Source organism: Ruegeria lacuscaerulensis, from assembly GCF_013034685.1.
Classification (GTDB): Bacteria; Pseudomonadota; Alphaproteobacteria; order Rhodobacterales; family Rhodobacteraceae; genus Ruegeria; species Ruegeria lacuscaerulensis_B.
Genome location: NZ_WQGO01000003.1, coordinates 422,618 through 436,561 on the forward strand (window position 1 = coordinate 422,618; position 13,944 = coordinate 436,561).

Annotated in this window: 16 protein-coding genes; 6 read left to right on the plus strand and 10 right to left on the minus strand. The window is 59.3% G+C overall.

The features are described 5' to 3' along the window. Positions 1-114 precede the first annotated feature (114 nt). The 6 genes from GOV80_RS09785 to secG all read right to left on the minus strand — a co-directional run bounded on the left by GOV80_RS09785 (position 115) and on the right by secG (position 4,910). A complete protein-coding gene (locus GOV80_RS09785) occupies positions 115-858 on the minus strand; it encodes a phosphate/phosphite/phosphonate ABC transporter substrate-binding protein (protein ID WP_170784683.1) in 744 nt (247 codons plus the stop codon). 5 nt (positions 859-863) lie between these two features. Beyond that, on the minus strand, positions 864-1,301 hold the full coding sequence (locus GOV80_RS09790; RefSeq protein ID WP_170784341.1) for a tellurite resistance TerB family protein: 438 nt from the start codon (positions 1,299-1,301) through the stop codon (positions 864-866). A 20-nt stretch (positions 1,302-1,321) separates the two neighbouring features. Next, entirely contained in the window at positions 1,322-1,771 is a 450-nt protein-coding gene (locus tag GOV80_RS09795) for a tellurite resistance TerB family protein (RefSeq protein WP_170769836.1), read from the minus strand. Between the two features lie 103 nt (positions 1,772-1,874). Beyond that, a complete protein-coding gene (locus GOV80_RS09800) occupies positions 1,875-2,642 on the minus strand; it encodes an isocitrate lyase/PEP mutase family protein (protein WP_170784342.1) in 768 nt (255 codons plus the stop codon). A 94-nt stretch (positions 2,643-2,736) separates the two neighbouring features. Continuing rightward, a complete protein-coding gene (locus GOV80_RS09805) occupies positions 2,737-4,380 on the minus strand; it encodes a CTP synthase (protein ID WP_170769366.1) in 1,644 nt (547 codons plus the stop codon). Between the two features lie 161 nt (positions 4,381-4,541). Then, a complete protein-coding gene (gene secG, locus GOV80_RS09810) occupies positions 4,542-4,910 on the minus strand; it encodes a preprotein translocase subunit SecG (RefSeq protein ID WP_170784343.1) in 369 nt (122 codons plus the stop codon). Between the two features lie 150 nt (positions 4,911-5,060). Between secG and nthA the strand changes: the two genes are divergently transcribed. The 5 genes from nthA (at position 5,061) to GOV80_RS09835 (ending at position 8,432) form a co-directional block, all read left to right on the plus strand. Next, positions 5,061-5,675: a nitrile hydratase subunit alpha gene (gene nthA / locus GOV80_RS09815; protein WP_170784685.1), complete on the plus strand. Its 615-nt coding sequence runs from the start codon at positions 5,061-5,063 to the stop codon at positions 5,673-5,675. Further along, a complete protein-coding gene (gene nthB / locus GOV80_RS09820; protein WP_170784344.1) occupies positions 5,672-6,349 on the plus strand; it encodes a nitrile hydratase subunit beta in 678 nt (225 codons plus the stop codon). The genes nthA and nthB overlap by 4 nt, the downstream gene beginning before the upstream one ends. After that, on the plus strand, positions 6,346-6,681 hold the full coding sequence (locus tag GOV80_RS09825; RefSeq protein ID WP_237215747.1) for a nitrile hydratase accessory protein: 336 nt from the start codon (positions 6,346-6,348) through the stop codon (positions 6,679-6,681). The genes nthB and GOV80_RS09825 overlap by 4 nt, the downstream gene beginning before the upstream one ends. 213 nt (positions 6,682-6,894) lie before the next feature. Continuing rightward, on the plus strand, positions 6,895-8,190 hold the full coding sequence (locus GOV80_RS09830; RefSeq protein ID WP_170784345.1) for an adenylosuccinate synthase: 1,296 nt from the start codon (positions 6,895-6,897) through the stop codon (positions 8,188-8,190). Then, a complete protein-coding gene (locus GOV80_RS09835; RefSeq protein WP_170784346.1) occupies positions 8,190-8,432 on the plus strand; it encodes a DUF2842 domain-containing protein in 243 nt (80 codons plus the stop codon). Before GOV80_RS09830 ends, GOV80_RS09835 begins: the two co-directional genes overlap by 1 nt. A 15-nt stretch (positions 8,433-8,447) precedes the next feature. Here GOV80_RS09835 and GOV80_RS09840 read toward each other — a convergent pair whose 3' ends face one another. Together GOV80_RS09840 and GOV80_RS09845 are read right to left on the minus strand one after the other, a co-directional pair. After that, complete coding sequence (locus GOV80_RS09840; protein WP_170784347.1) at positions 8,448-8,993, minus strand: GNAT family N-acetyltransferase; 546 nt, start codon at positions 8,991-8,993, stop codon at positions 8,448-8,450. Positions 8,994-9,160: 167 nt separating this feature from the next. Further along, complete coding sequence (locus GOV80_RS09845) at positions 9,161-10,834, minus strand: hypothetical protein (RefSeq protein WP_170784348.1); 1,674 nt, start codon at positions 10,832-10,834, stop codon at positions 9,161-9,163. 123 nt (positions 10,835-10,957) lie between these two features. On the opposite strand from GOV80_RS09845, the gene GOV80_RS09850 reads away from it, so the two are divergent. Then, a complete protein-coding gene (locus GOV80_RS09850) occupies positions 10,958-11,665 on the plus strand; it encodes a thiamine diphosphokinase (protein WP_170784349.1) in 708 nt (235 codons plus the stop codon). On the opposite strand, the gene GOV80_RS09855 is transcribed toward GOV80_RS09850, so the two are convergent. Beyond that, positions 11,610-12,524, minus strand: a complete 915-nt coding sequence (locus tag GOV80_RS09855; RefSeq protein WP_170769375.1) for a DMT family transporter — start codon at positions 12,522-12,524, stop codon at positions 11,610-11,612. The two genes, GOV80_RS09850 and GOV80_RS09855, sit on opposite strands and share 56 nt — an antisense overlap. A 45-nt stretch (positions 12,525-12,569) precedes the next feature. Then, entirely contained in the window at positions 12,570-13,943 is a 1,374-nt protein-coding gene (locus GOV80_RS09860; RefSeq protein WP_170784350.1) for an L-serine ammonia-lyase, read from the minus strand. Position 13,944: the final 1 nt, after the last annotated feature.

A 13,944-nucleotide genomic window follows, 5' to 3' on the forward strand; every position in this document is an offset into this window, starting at 1 on the left:
GTGTTATTAGTGTTGGTGCGGTACTAGGGCTTAAAAATCAGCCTAATGCAATGCGCAAATGACATATATGAGGTCTGAAACCGTCAAATTGACCAGACGTTCTGGTCGAATCGATCAGGGATTGAGCAGCTTGGCAGCATCCTGCGAAGGGTTGGGGATGGCTAGATAGTCCCGGGCCGGTATCTCGATCAGATCCAAAAGGTGCAATGCATTGCGGTCGCGCGGGGATAAGGCGTTGATCGCACGCCGAACAGCTTGAGTTACGGCGGCCGCATCTTGAGAGCGCGATGTGATATAGGGCAGCGCCGGAGTGGGGGCTGTTGCCTCGACATCCCGCAATGCGGTTCCCAGCTTAGTGTGTTCCTTCAGCATCAACCAGGTTAGCGCATCCAGCGCTGCGAAATCGGCCAGACCTTCGGCAACAGCGCGCGCTGAGTTGGCATGTGCGCCCGTTTCCAAAGCAGACATCGGGCGTAGGCCTAAATCCTCTAAGTGTACCAAGGGCCCGGTCCATCCAGACTGAGAAAGCGGCTCATTATAGGCAAAAACACCACGTGATAGTTCGGCCAAGTCGCGCGGGTCCTGAGTTCGTGCCACAAAAACCGATCGATAGTGGCCCGGTGGGCATCCCGAAAGCCCATGATCCGGTGTGCCTACCAGTTGCACACGATCTTGCAAATGGGTACGATAGGGCATTCCGCAGGTCTGCGCGAACAACAGGTCAGGGCTTTGCCAAACCTCCCAGGCGTCGACATCGCGGGTCAGTTCGACAGGTCCATAGCCCAGATTGTCTCGGATCAGGGTCCAAAAGCGGTCGTGGGCAGGCCGCAGGCCGGGCATGTCGTACATGCCCAGCATCGCAATCACGACTTGGCGGCCTTTTGTCTGGCCAGCGCGGAATCCACATCGCTGACGCCAAGCAAGCTAACCACAAGTCGTAGCAGCGAGTCCTCCTCGCCGGTGCGGTGCCCATCAGCCAGCGCTACAGACCAGAGCGCCTGTACGACGGCTAGACGGTCGTCATAAGCCACGGCTTCTTTGATGGCGCGGGTAAAGCGCACGGTATCGGGGGCCTCGGACTCAAGGTTTTCGGCGCGGGCGCGCAGACCGGCCGCCTCGAACGGGGACAGGCCATAGCGTTCGGCGGAAATTCGGTCGATTCGCGCCATTTCGCTGTCGGCATAGTCATTGTCAGACCGCGCGATGCGCACCAGCAGCGCCGTTAGGGCAAGGCGGGCATCATCATCGACAAGTGGGTCGGGCTGGGGCTGCGTGAGCCGGGACAAGAAATCACTGAACATGGGTCAGATATAGATTGGGCCTAAGCCTCTTCCAAGCGCCTTTGCACCCGTTCGCGGGCTGTCTGGCTGTCATTATAGCTGAGCCCCATCGAAATACGGGCCTCTTCCACGATTTTCATCTCTCCCTCATCTGACTTTCCGTCGGCCAACACGACTTCCCACAAGGCGTCAAGCGCGGCGAGGCGTTCGTGCAGATCTGTGGTTTCGCGGATCAGCTTGCCGAACGTGTCGGTTTCTGGCGCGGCAGCGTGTAGCTTTTCGCAGGTGGCGCGAACCTTGGCGGCCTCGATCGCGTTATGCTGATAGAGCCGCGCAAGAATGCGGTCGATCAGGCTGATCTCTTCCAGTTTATAGTCCCGGTCCGCTTGCGCGACCCGCACCATGAGAGCCCCAAGGGCCAATTCGGCATCGGGGTCGGGTAGGGCATCGTGTTGGGGCGGGCGAAAGGCCTGAAAGAACTTTTTCAACATAGCGTGAGGATATTCCATATTTTGTAGTCCGCCAAGCACGGACTACAGGCCATAGCCTCAAATTGACATTTCTTTGCCGGGCGTCGCCTTGCGTGGCGGGGCGTCAGCCCAAGGCCGCTGCGGCCTGTTCCTGTAGCCATGCCACCATTTTGCGATAGGGCACAGGGCCATAGCTGATCCGCGCAACCCCCAGCTTGGCCAAAGTTGCGGTGTCGGGAGTGCCGGGCAGGGCAATGATGTTCACCGGCAGATCCGTGGCCTCACACAGGCGACCGATCATTGCTTCATCCTTTAAACCGGGGGCAAAGAACCCGCTGGCACCTGCATCAGCATAGGCTTTGGCTCGGGCGATGGCATCGTTCAGCATGGCGTCGTCATGGGTGTCCGGCTGCGCCTTAAGGAAGATATCGGTCCGCGCGTTGACAAAGGCTGGGATACCGGCGGCATCACAACCCGCGCGCATCGCGGCCACGCGGGTCGCCTGCGTTTCGATGTCAAACAGGTCCTTGGTGCCGATGATCTGATCTTCGAAATTGAAACCGATGACCCCGGTCTCCAGCGCGCGCTGTACGTTATCCGAAATGCCCGCCGCATCCGTGGCATAAGCCCCTTCGAAATCCAGCGTCACTGGAAGGTCCACCGCACCGATGATGCGCCGGGCGTTGTCCAACACATAATCCATAGGAATGTTCTGACCGTCCCCGAAACCCTGCGCCATCGCAACTGGTGCGCTGCCCGTGGCCAAGGCTTTGGCCCCGGCATCCTGCACGGCCTTGGCGCTGCCCGCGTCCCAGATATTGTAGAGGATCACCGGATTGCCCTTTTGATGCAGGGCGGCAAAGGTCTTGGCGCGGGTGGTTTGATCGGTCATGGCAGGGCTCCTGTCTTGAAATTTGAAGACAGTTAACCCTGCAAAGGGACGTTTCGAACAGAAAAATCGAAAGCGCCCCTCACTTTGAGGTGACTTAGACCAGACGCGACGTCTCTTTCGCAGCGCGTACGAAGTCGCGAAACAGAGGGTGGGGCTCAAACGGTTTGGATTTGAGCTCGGGGTGGTATTGAACCCCGATGAACCATGGATGATCGGACCATTCGACAATCTCGGGCAGACGGCCATCGGGTGACATGCCCGAGAATTTCAGGCCCGCTTTTTCTAACTTATCCCGATATTTGATGTCGACCTCATAGCGGTGACGGTGACGTTCTTCGATATTTGAGCCGCCATAAACCTCGGCCACCTTGGATCCATCCGCCAGAACCGCATCATAAGCGCCCAGACGCATGGTGCCGCCCTTGTCGTCGCCAACTTTGCGTTCGACCTTGTGGTTGCCCTGTACCCATTCTTTCAGATGGTACACCACGGGTTCAAAACGCTTTTTCCCGGCCTCGTGGTCGAATTCTTCGGACCCGGCCTCGGTGATGCCTGCTGCGTTGCGGGCGGCCTCGATCACAGCCATCTGCATGCCCAGACAAATGCCCAGGTAAGGCACCTTATGTTCGCGGGCATATTGGGCCGCCTTGATCTTGCCCTCGGTGCCGCGCTCACCAAAGCCGCCTGGGACGAGGATTGCGTGGAAGCCCTCTAGATGCGGGGCGGCGTCTTCGGTGTCGAAGACCTCGGCATCGACCCACTCGACCTTTACGCGGACACGGTTCGCCATGCCGCCATGGGTCAGCGCCTCGGCGATTGATTTATAGGCGTCTTCCAATTGGGTGTATTTGCCGACGATAGCCACCTTCACTTCGCCCTCGGCGTTGTGGATGCGGTCGCTGACGTCTTCCCATTTCGCCAGATCTGGCTTGGGGGCCGGGCTGATCTGGAACGCGTCCAGAACCGCCTGATCCAGACCTTCGCGGTGATAAGCCAGCGGGGCGTCATAGATGGTGCTGAGGTCCTGCGCCGCGATCACGCTGTCTGGGCGAACGTTGCAGAACAGGGCCAGTTTCTCACGTTCTTTCTTCGGAATCGGGCCTTCCGAGCGGCACACAAGAATATCCGGTGCCAGACCGATGGAGCGCAGTTCCTTGACCGAGTGCTGGGTCGGCTTGGTTTTCAGCTCGCCGGACGCCTTGATGTAGGGCAGCAGCGTCAGGTGCATAAACATGCACTGACCACGCGGCTTGTCCTGACTGAACTGACGGATGGCCTCGAAAAAGGGCAGGCCCTCAATATCGCCCACGGTGCCGCCGATTTCACACAGCATGAAATCAACCTCGTCCTCGCCAATGGCGATGAAATCTTTGATCTCGTTGGTGACGTGGGGGATCACCTGAATGGTCTTGCCCAGGTAGTCTCCGCGACGTTCTTTCTCGAGCACGTTAGAGTAAATCCGACCCGAGCTCACCGAGTCGGTCTTGCGCGCAGCAACACCTGTAAAACGTTCATAGTGGCCAAGGTCCAGATCGGTCTCGGCCCCGTCGTCGGTGACGAACACTTCGCCATGTTCAAATGGCGACATCGTGCCGGGGTCAACGTTCAGATAGGGATCCAGCTTGCGCAGGCGAACCGAGTAGCCCCGCGCCTGCAACAAAGCGCCCAAAGCCGCCGAAGCCAGCCCTTTGCCCAAGGACGAAACCACACCACCGGTGATGAAAATAAAACGCGCCATGTTGTTCGGCTAGCTCCCGTGAGACGTCAAAATCAGCTGCCCGACGGTTTACGAAAAACCGTTGCATCACGGGACTTCACACATAAAGGATTCGCGCCCATAGCGCAAGAGAACCGCAAGATGCTGTTGCAGTTCTCTGTCAGATTTCTAAGTTTTGTGGCTTAATCCGCTTGCGGGATCAGCGGCGCGTTGTCGCCCTGCGCTGGCGGCAGCAGATCGTCCGCCGACGGAACCGCCGGTACGCTTTCTTCGGTCGAAGCCGGAGCAGGGACGCCCAAACGGTCAATGACCGAGCTGCCCGAGGATTTCTGCGCCGCAATGATCGTCAGCGTGATCGAGGTGACGATAAAGCACGCCGCCAGAATCCATGTCACCTTGCTCAGCGCTGTTGCAGCGGCGCGTCCGGTCATGGCACCGCCACCGCCGCCGCCACCCATGCCAAGGCCACCGCCTTCGGACCGCTGCATCAGGACGACGGCGATCAGGCCCAAGGCCAAAAGAAGATGGATGATGAGAACGACGTTTTCCATGGTGGTCCTGTACAGCGTGGCGTGTATCGCGTGGTACTTATGCAAGTTTGGGTCCGGGGGCAAGACACGAGTTTCCATCACCTCTGGTGATGTGTGATATCACGTCAAAGGGACTGGACAGACTGGCGGATCGTGACGCAACCTGCGGCCATGCCACATGACGATCACGACCACCCGCACGCGCTGTTGCCGCCGGAACCTGCGCTTCGAGTCAAGGCGCTGGAGACGATTCTGACCCGTAAGGGTCTGATCGACCCGGCGGCTTTGGACGAAATCATCGACACCTATCAGAACAAGATCGGCCCTCAGAACGGGGCGCGCGTTGTCGCCAAGGCTTGGGCGGACCCCGAGTTCAAGCGCGCCTTGCTGGAGGATGCAACGCCCGTCGTCGCCGATCTGGGGTTTTACGGGCGGCAGGGCGAACACATCGTGGTCGTGGAAAACACGCCCGAGCTGCACAATATGGTCGTATGTACCCTGTGCAGTTGCTATCCGTGGCCGCTGCTGGGTATTCCGCCGGGCTGGTACAAATCCGATGCTTACCGCGCCCGCGCCGTGCGTGAACCGCGCAAGGTTCTGGCTGATTTCGGCGTGTCTCTGCCCAAAGACACCGCCATTCGCGTCTGGGACTCAACGGCTGAGATTCGGTATCTGGTTCTGCCGATGCGTCCCGAAGGCACAGAAAGTCTGCCCGAGGACGAACTGACCGCCCTTGTTACCCGCGACAGCATGATCGGCACCGGTCTTCCCAAGGTGCCCTCATGACCCGCGTTCACGATATGGGCGGGCGGTTCGGGGATGGCTCAGTTATCCCCGAGGCGGAAGATGCTCCAGTTTTCCCGCAGGAATGGCATGGGCGTGCTCTGGCCGTAACTTTGGCTGCTGGCTTCCTGGGGCAATGGAATATCGACATCTCGCGCCATGCGCGCGAACGTCTGTCACCAAAGGACTACACACGGTTTTCCTACTACGAGAAATGGATTTCGGGCTTGGCCGACCTCTTGATTGAACGGGGTGTCCTGACGTTGGAGGACCTAAAAGGCGGGAACGGTGACACCCCCCATCCGTTGGCGTCGCGAGCCCTGAAAGCAGAGAACGTCAGCGCTGCTCTGGCCAAGGGCGGCCCTGCGGACCGCCCGTCCAAGGTTGCTATGCGTTTCCAGCCGGGACAGGCCGTTCGCACGGCGCACCCATCCGCCAACCGCCTGATCGACGGTGGGCATACTCGGCTGCCAATTTACGCGGCCGGTGCGCAAGGCCGGATATTGCGCCTCCATGGGACACATGTTCTACCTGATTCCAACGCGCATGGATTAGGGGAAGCGCCCGAACCCCTCTACGCGGTGGCCTTCGCGGCATCAGAACTTTGGGCAAACCCGGAAAACCCAAAGGACGAGGTCGTACTGGATCTCTGGCAAAGCTATCTGGAGCCCGCATGACCGACTGCGTCGCACACACAGCGCCCGAACCCGTTTTCGCCGAGCCCTGGCACGCACAGGTCTTCGCGGTGACTGTCGCATTGAATGAAGCAGGCCGATTCGAATGGCCAGATTGGGCCACCCGATTTTCCGCGACACTCAAGCGGCGGGGGCTTTCGAAAGAGTTGGATGGCGGAGACGACTATTTTCGAGCGTGGCTGGACGCGCTTGAAACCCTGTTGGAAGACGCCGGAGAGGCCGATGCGCAAGATATCAGCGAAGTGTTGGCAGCTTGGGAAAATGCCTATCTGACTACGCCGCACGGACAGCCAGTCAAATTGGCAACCGGGTAGGGGGCTCTGCCCCCGCCGCCCGTTCCGGGCGACTCCCCCGGGATATTTTGGGCCAGATGAAGCAGGGGATCCGCTCTTCATCTGGCTATAAATATCCCCGCTGGAGGCACCGCGCGCAGCGCGGTTCGAAGCTGCGGCGAATTATCGGTTTCCCTGTTGCTGACACATCGCTATACGAGCCGAGTTTGATTACTCAGCGCAAAAGGACCTGTTATGGCCAATGTGGTTGTTGTCGGCGCCCAGTGGGGTGACGAAGGAAAAGGCAAGATCGTCGACTGGCTCAGTGAGCGGGCGGACGTGATCGCGCGCTTTCAGGGTGGGCACAATGCCGGTCATACACTGGTTATCGATGGCGAGGTCTACAAACTGCACGCTTTGCCGTCCGGCGTAGTCCGAGGAGGCAAGCTGAGCGTGATCGGCAATGGTGTTGTGTTGGACCCTTGGCATCTGCTCAAGGAGATTGGGACCATTCGCGCGCAGGGTGTCGATATCTCTCCTGAAACACTGATGATCGCCGAGAATACACCTTTGATCCTGCCAATTCACGGCGAGTTGGATCGGGCACGCGAGGAAGCCGCAAGCAAGGGCACCAAGATTGGGACCACTGGTCGTGGGATCGGCCCGGCTTATGAGGACAAGGTGGGGCGCCGATCCGTTCGTGTTGCTGACTTGGCCGATGAGGCAACGCTCGAGGCGCGCGTCGACCGGGCGTTGCAGCATCATGATCCGCTGCGTAAGGGCTTGGGGATCGAGCCGGTTGACCGCGACGCGCTGATTGCGCAGTTGAAAAACGTCGCGGCGGAGATCCTGCCCTTCGCCGCACCGGTCTGGAAAGTGCTGAACGAAAAGCGCAAGGCCGGTAAGCGCATTTTGTTCGAAGGGGCACAGGGGGCTTTGCTGGATATCGATTTCGGCACCTATCCGTTTGTGACCTCGTCCAACGTGATTGCCGGTCAGGCGGCAACGGGTGTGGGTATCGGGCCGGGATCGATCGATTTTGTGCTGGGCATTGTCAAAGCATACACGACCCGTGTTGGCGAAGGTCCGTTCCCGACCGAACTGGATGATGCCGACGGTCAGCGCTTGGGCGAGCGGGGCCATGAATTCGGTACCACCACGGGGCGCAAGCGCCGCTGTGGCTGGTTTGATGCCTGTCTGGTGCGTCAGACCTGTGCAACCAGTGGTGTGAACGGCATCTCGCTGACGAAACTGGACGTTCTGGACGGGTTCGAGACCTTGAAGATCTGTGTTGGGTACGATCTGGACGGTGAACGTCTGGACTACCTGCCCACCGCTGCGGATCAGCAGGCGCGTTGCAAGCCCATTTACGAAGACATGCCGGGTTGGAGCGAATCCACTGAAGGCGCGCGTAGCTGGGCGGACTTGCCTGCCAATGCAATCAAGTATGTGCGCCGGGTCGAGGAACTGATCGAATGCCCTGTGGCCCTTTTGTCCACCAGCCCGGAGCGGGACGACACCATTCTGGTGACCGACCCGTTTGCTGACTGATGAGCAGCGAGGAAAAGCCGGGCCTTAGCTATAAGGCGCGGCGTAGATGGTCTCTGGTTCTGCTGCTGGTGGGACTGCCAGCCTATATCGTGGCGGTTGTGACGGTCGTGAACTGGCTTGATCGACCGCCGATTTGGTTAGAACTTCTGGTCTATGTGGTTCTGGGCGTGCTCTGGGCTTTGCCGTTCAAATTTGTGTTTAAGGGTGTTGGCAAGGAAGACCCGGGTAACACACAAGATTGACCGTCAATACCGACCTCACCTTCGAGGCCAACTGAGAATTGCACGGGCGAATGCATGGTATTCTCCGGAGATTTCTTCAGCCAGGCTAAGGGGTGAAGGCCATGGCGTCGCCAGTGTTGCTTCGATCTGGCCTGTGATTAGTTTCAATTCTGCTTTGTGCTTGGCTGCCAGACGACGCATCTTTTGGTTGGTGGCAAGGCACAGCATGTGGACTTCGTTGATCCCGCGATTGCGTGCAGCGGTAAGGAGACGGGATAGCAACCCGTCTCCAATGCCCCTGTCTTGCCAGCCAGTTTCAACAGTTAGCGCGACCTCTGCTACGTAGTTCAGGCTGTCCGGAACAGCCCGAAGTTCCCCTACGCCGCGCAGTCGTGAATCCGGGAAAGCCCCAAAAATCAACGCCGCATCATCAAAGATACCGGAAAGATAAGCTTCAACGAATTCTGTGCTGACGGGCGCGCCGAAACGCGATGTCAGTGCGTCATTATCCAATGATTTGAAGTGGCTTTCGATTTTGGGCCTGTCATAGGGCCTCAGACGGCGAATCGGAAGTTCATACATGGCGCGACCTCTGTTTGAACCGAGGGAAAAGTGCCTGGCGTAGTGGTTCAAACCTAGCATAATTCTGCGGTGCAGCATAGCAGGACGCTAGGTACTTTCAGTTTAGTGCTCAAAAAAAAGGGCCAGAGGAATTTCTCTGGCCCTTCTGGTTTTAGTTTTTTTGGCGATCAGCCCGCGGCGCGTTCGTCGTCGTCGGGGCGGAAGCCGATATCAGTTGAGGCTGCAAACCGGCCACCACCGGCTTTTTCGATTTTGCCGTCGCGCAGCAACTGACCGAATGAGCGCAGGCTTTCCTCGCGGTTGAAATCCGCCTGTTGGAGCGACCGGATTTTGTTCATCAATTGCGGACGCGAGAACTGCTCCTGACCTTCGATAAAGGACAGATAGGATGCGGCGGCTTCCAGAAGGTCGGGCAAGGACTGGGCGCCCTGTTCTTGTGCGAAAAGGGCAAAGCCGCCTTCTTCGCCCGCCTGAGCATCCTCAGATGAAGACACGCGGCGCGGCGTGACGGGGGCTGCCTCAGGGGCATCCGCGTCGATACGCTGCTCGGCGACCAGTTTCAGCGGGGCCATCTTATCTGATTGCGGGCGCGTGCCGGTGACCTGAATGTCCGGCCGGCGTGGGCTGACCGATGCGGTCAGATCACGATAGATGCTGTCATCAGATGTTTCTTCGGCTTTTGGCTTGTCCTTGCGCTCGGCTTCGGTCGCGGCCACTGCAGCGCGCAGGTGCGAGTATGTCTCGCGCTGATCTGTGGTTGCCGGGTCCTCCATCTGGACATCGGCTTTGTCCATAAGACGCGAAACGTCCTGGTCCAGGCTTCCGGTATCCGAGGCAGAGTCCGCCGCGCGTCGGGCAAGAAAAGCCTCGACATTCGAAATCTCGCTCAGCAGGTCTTCTTCATCGTCGGCAGTCAACACCCCTTCCTCTTGGGTGGTGTCGTCCTCCGGCATATCCATGGCTTCCTCGTCCTCCTGCAGCGGGTTGACGGGATCGTTTTCTTCCATGGCATCGGCTTCGGGTGTCAGGTCTTCTTGCGCTGCTTCCTCGGCCTCTTCAACCATCGCGGCAAGCTGAATTTCTTCTTCCGGCTCACCATCAGAGACTTCGGTTGGGGCTGCTTGGACTTCTTCTGCAGGTTCACCGAATTCGGTGCTCAGGGTATCGTCGAAGACCTGCTCAGTTTCTTCAGGCGCATCTTCGACAATCTCATCTTCGGCCAAGGCTTCTTCGATCGCGGCCACGGCCTCTTCCGGGGATTCCTGCGGTTCGGTATCGGACGCTTCGCCCAAATCCTCGGCGCTTAGCGAACCAGCTTCGAATGCTGCGGCCACAGCGTCCGACGGTCCGGCCGCCGCCTTCATCAAGGTCGTTTCTTCATCCTCGGAATAGATGACGGTGTTTTCTTCCGAATGGGAAACGACCGCGCGGATGCGTTGCAGTTTGGCGGCGATGCTGTCGGCGGCGGGAGTGGGCGCGTCTTCGACCTCGTCCGCTTCGGTAGCCACCGGATCGGGTTGAGACGGTACAGGCTCAGGGTCGGCGGTGGGCGTGGGTGCGGTGGCAATCGGGGCGGGTGCGGGTTGTTCAGTGGCACGCAGCAGCAGGCCCGAGTCATTCTGGCTGGCTTCCACCCGGCGCGCGACATCGCGCTGAGCGATGCGGGCCAGCATCTCGGCATCCGGTTGCGGGGGTTCTGACCCGAAGTAACGATCCTCGGCGGCAAGGTCGCGGAAATATTCTGCGATTGCCTTCATTGTCTCGAAGGAATCGTCAAAGCCTTCCAAAGTGCATGAGAAGGTTCCGTATGAAACGGTCAAAACCTTGTTATTCTGTACCATCAGACGCACGTCCTTTACAAACTACGAGAGCCAACCCGCCCGGCGATGGGCATACCCATTGGCCCTGAACTATGCCAATCAGCCTATCATTTTGTGGTTTCAATGTGTCCAAATCCGGGAAAAATGATCAATCTTAGAAAAAATACGGGAATTGTACGCTGTGATGGGCCAATAACGCTAGTCGGCGGCGGAGAAATCAACCCAAAGGACATCGAACTGGCGCTGATTCGCGCCGAAACCTGCGTTGCAGCTGATGGAGGGGCTGCGCCATTGCTGGATGCGGGGGTCATTCCTGACGCGGTGATTGGCGATTTTGATTCGCTTTCAACAGACCACAAGGCCCAGATTCCTACGGATCGGTTGTTTCCTTTTCGTGAACAGGACAGCACGGATTTCGACAAGGTTCTGCGCAATGTGGCGACGCCGCTGGCGCTGGGTGTCGGGTTTCTGGGTGCGCGTCTGGATCATCAGCTGGCGGTGCTTAACGCTCTGGTTCGGCATCAGGATCGCCCCTGTATCTTATTGGGCGCGCAGGAAGTGGTGTTTCACGCACCACCCCGGATCACATTGCCTTTGGCGGTGGGGGAGACCGTGTCATTGTTTCCTTTGCGGCGCATAACCGGGCGCAGTCAGGGGCTGGAATGGCCGATTGACGGGTTGGAACTGGCCCCGGATGGGCAGGTCGGGACCTCGAACCGCGTAGTATCAGAGGTGACGCTGGAAATGGAAGGGCCGGGGCTGCTTGTGATGGTGCCTCGGGATGCGTTGGATCAGGTCATGCAGGCGTTTCTGTCGGGGCAGACCGGGCGCTGGCCCGCTCTCGCAGAATGACGAAAAGTCCGGCGGCGATGGTGATGGCGATCCCGATGGCTGCGATTCCGTCGGGCAGGTCGTGGAAGATCAGCCAGCCAATCAATGTGGCGACGGGGATTTCCAGATATTGCATCGGGGCCAGTGTGGCCGAAGGCGCATAGCGCAGGGACCACGTCATGAACAGATGCGCCACGGTGCCCAACAGACCGATGGCCCAGAGAAGCACATAGGTGCCATAGGCGGGTGCGATCAGCGACAGTTCCCATACACCTGCGGCGGTTCCGATCAGAAGAAACGGCAACATAAGGCCTGCGGCCATGGTGCCCGAGACCGCTTGCAGGGCGATTGGGTCCGTCTCCTTCGCAATGTGCCGTGTGACCAGCATGAACAGCGAAAAGACCACGGCAACCACCAGCGGCAACAAAGCCGCGGCGCCGACTTGCACAAAGCTGGGCTGAATCACCAACAGCGTACCGATAAACCCGACGATACAGGCGATCAGGCGGCGCAGGCCGACCTCTTCCCCCAGAACGTATTTGCCGAGTAGCAGCATGATGAAGGGCATGACAAACGCGATGGCCACCGCGTCTGCCAGCGGCAGATATTGCAGCGAGGTGAACATCGCGCTGATCCCGATGATGTGCAGAACTGTACGTAGCAAGGTCAGCCGAAACACGCGACGGGACATCCGCCAGAGCCGCCCTGTCATGGCGACCAGCGGCACAAGCACCAGCGCCTGCACGGCGAAGCGCACAAAGACCAGCATGGCTACTGGGGTCGTCTCGCCCAACAGCTTGGCCATCGCATCGCCCGCCGGGGCGAGGACGCAAAAGCCAAGCATCAACATGATGCCAAGAACAGGACGATCCTGAGTCATGGGCGGCACGCTACGGGGTTTGCGCCGCCGATGAAAGCGACAGTCTCAGCAGTTTGGGACGTTCACGGCCAAACCGCCCAGCGAGGTTTCCTTGTACTTCTCGTGCATGTCGTGCCCGGTCTGGCGCATGGTCTCGATCACCGCGTCAAGCGGGACAAAATGATGCCCGTCCCCGCGAAGCGCCAGAGACGCGGCTGAAACCGCCTTGATCGCCCCCAATCCATTGCGTTCGATGCAGGGGACCTGAACCAGCCCGGCGACCGGGTCGCAGGTCATGCCAAGGTGATGCTCCAACGCGATTTCAGCGGCGTTTTCTACCTGTTCCGGCGTACCGCCCATCACCGCGCACAAACCTGCGGCGGCCATGGCTGAAGCGCTGCCGACCTCGGCCTGACATCCGGCCTCGGCCCCCGAGATTGAGGCGTTGAACTTGACCAACCCGCCAATAGCGGCGGCAGTCAGCAGGAAATCCTCAATGCGGCTTTCAGAGGCACCCGGCACGTGGTCCAGGTAATAACGCAGCACCGCAGGCAGCACGCCCGCCGCGCCATTGGTTGGGGCGGTGACGACCTGACCCCCAGCGGCGTTTTCTTCGTTCACGGCCATGGCGTAAACGCTCATCCAGTCGTTGATCGTGTGCGGGGCGTTCAGGTTCATGCCCCGCTCGGCTTGCAGCGCGTCATGGATGCCCTTTGCGCGACGGCGCACGTGCAGGCCACCAGGCAGGATGCCATCGGTGTTCAGACCACGCTCGATACATTCGTTCATCACTTGCCAAAGGCGCGCGGTGCCCTTGGCGAAACTGTCCGCGCACCCGCGCGCGATCTCGTTGGCGCGCTTCATTTCGGCGATGCTTTTGCCACTGGCTTTGGCCATGTCAAGCATCTCGACTGCGGATTTGAAGGGGAAGGGCACCGGGTCGCCTTCGTCGGTCGCCTTGCCCTCGGCCAGTTCCTCTTCGGTCAGAACAAAGCCACCGCCGATCGAGTAATAGACCTGCCGCAGAATCACATCGCCCTGTGCATCTGTGGCCATCAGGATCATGCCGTTGGCGTGGCCGGGAAGATTGTGTTCATAGTCAAAGACCAGATCAGTCTTCGGATTGAACTCCAGCGTCGGCAGCCCCTCGGGCGTGACGCTATGCGTTTCGTTGATCGCGGCCAGCGCGGCCTCGGCCTTTTCATTGTCATAGGTGTCGGGCACAAAACCGGCGAGGCCCAAAATGGTGGCGCGGTCGGTGGCATGGCCGACACCGGTGAACGCCAGCGATCCGTGCAAAGACCCGCGCAGCCCCGAAAATTCGAACGGAGAGGCGCGCATCTGGTCCAAAAACCGCGCGGCGGCCACCATCGGCCCCATAGTGTGCGACGAGGACGGGCCGATGCCCACTTTGAACATATCGAAGACAGACAGGAACATA

Bases quoted from the DNA above. Each gene is read 5' to 3' on its own strand.
- GOV80_RS09785 (WP_170784683.1), bottom strand. From the start codon at position 858: ATGCTGGGCATGTACGACATGCCCGGCCTGCGGCCTGCCCACGACCGC.
- GOV80_RS09790 (WP_170784341.1), bottom strand. From the start codon at position 1,301: ATGTTCAGTGATTTCTTGTCCCGGCTCACGCAGCCCCAGCCCGACCCA.
- GOV80_RS09795 (WP_170769836.1), bottom strand. From the start codon at position 1,771: ATGTTGAAAAAGTTCTTTCAGGCCTTTCGCCCGCCCCAACACGATGCC.
- GOV80_RS09800 (WP_170784342.1), bottom strand. From the start codon at position 2,642: ATGACCGATCAAACCACCCGCGCCAAGACCTTTGCCGCCCTGCATCAA.
- GOV80_RS09805 (WP_170769366.1), bottom strand. From the start codon at position 4,380: ATGGCGCGTTTTATTTTCATCACCGGTGGTGTGGTTTCGTCCTTGGGC.
- secG (WP_170784343.1), bottom strand. From the start codon at position 4,910: ATGGAAAACGTCGTTCTCATCATCCATCTTCTTTTGGCCTTGGGCCTG.
- nthA (WP_170784685.1), top strand. From the start codon at position 5,061: ATGCCACATGACGATCACGACCACCCGCACGCGCTGTTGCCGCCGGAA.
- nthB (WP_170784344.1), top strand. From the start codon at position 5,672: ATGACCCGCGTTCACGATATGGGCGGGCGGTTCGGGGATGGCTCAGTT.
- GOV80_RS09825 (WP_237215747.1), top strand. From the start codon at position 6,346: ATGACCGACTGCGTCGCACACACAGCGCCCGAACCCGTTTTCGCCGAG.
- GOV80_RS09830 (WP_170784345.1), top strand. From the start codon at position 6,895: ATGGCCAATGTGGTTGTTGTCGGCGCCCAGTGGGGTGACGAAGGAAAA.
- GOV80_RS09835 (WP_170784346.1), top strand. From the start codon at position 8,190: ATGAGCAGCGAGGAAAAGCCGGGCCTTAGCTATAAGGCGCGGCGTAGA.
- GOV80_RS09840 (WP_170784347.1), bottom strand. From the start codon at position 8,993: ATGTATGAACTTCCGATTCGCCGTCTGAGGCCCTATGACAGGCCCAAA.
- GOV80_RS09845 (WP_170784348.1), bottom strand. From the start codon at position 10,834: ATGGTACAGAATAACAAGGTTTTGACCGTTTCATACGGAACCTTCTCA.
- GOV80_RS09850 (WP_170784349.1), top strand. From the start codon at position 10,958: ATGATCAATCTTAGAAAAAATACGGGAATTGTACGCTGTGATGGGCCA.
- GOV80_RS09855 (WP_170769375.1), bottom strand. From the start codon at position 12,524: ATGACTCAGGATCGTCCTGTTCTTGGCATCATGTTGATGCTTGGCTTT.
- GOV80_RS09860 (WP_170784350.1), bottom strand. From the start codon at position 13,943: ATGTTCCTGTCTGTCTTCGATATGTTCAAAGTGGGCATCGGCCCGTCC.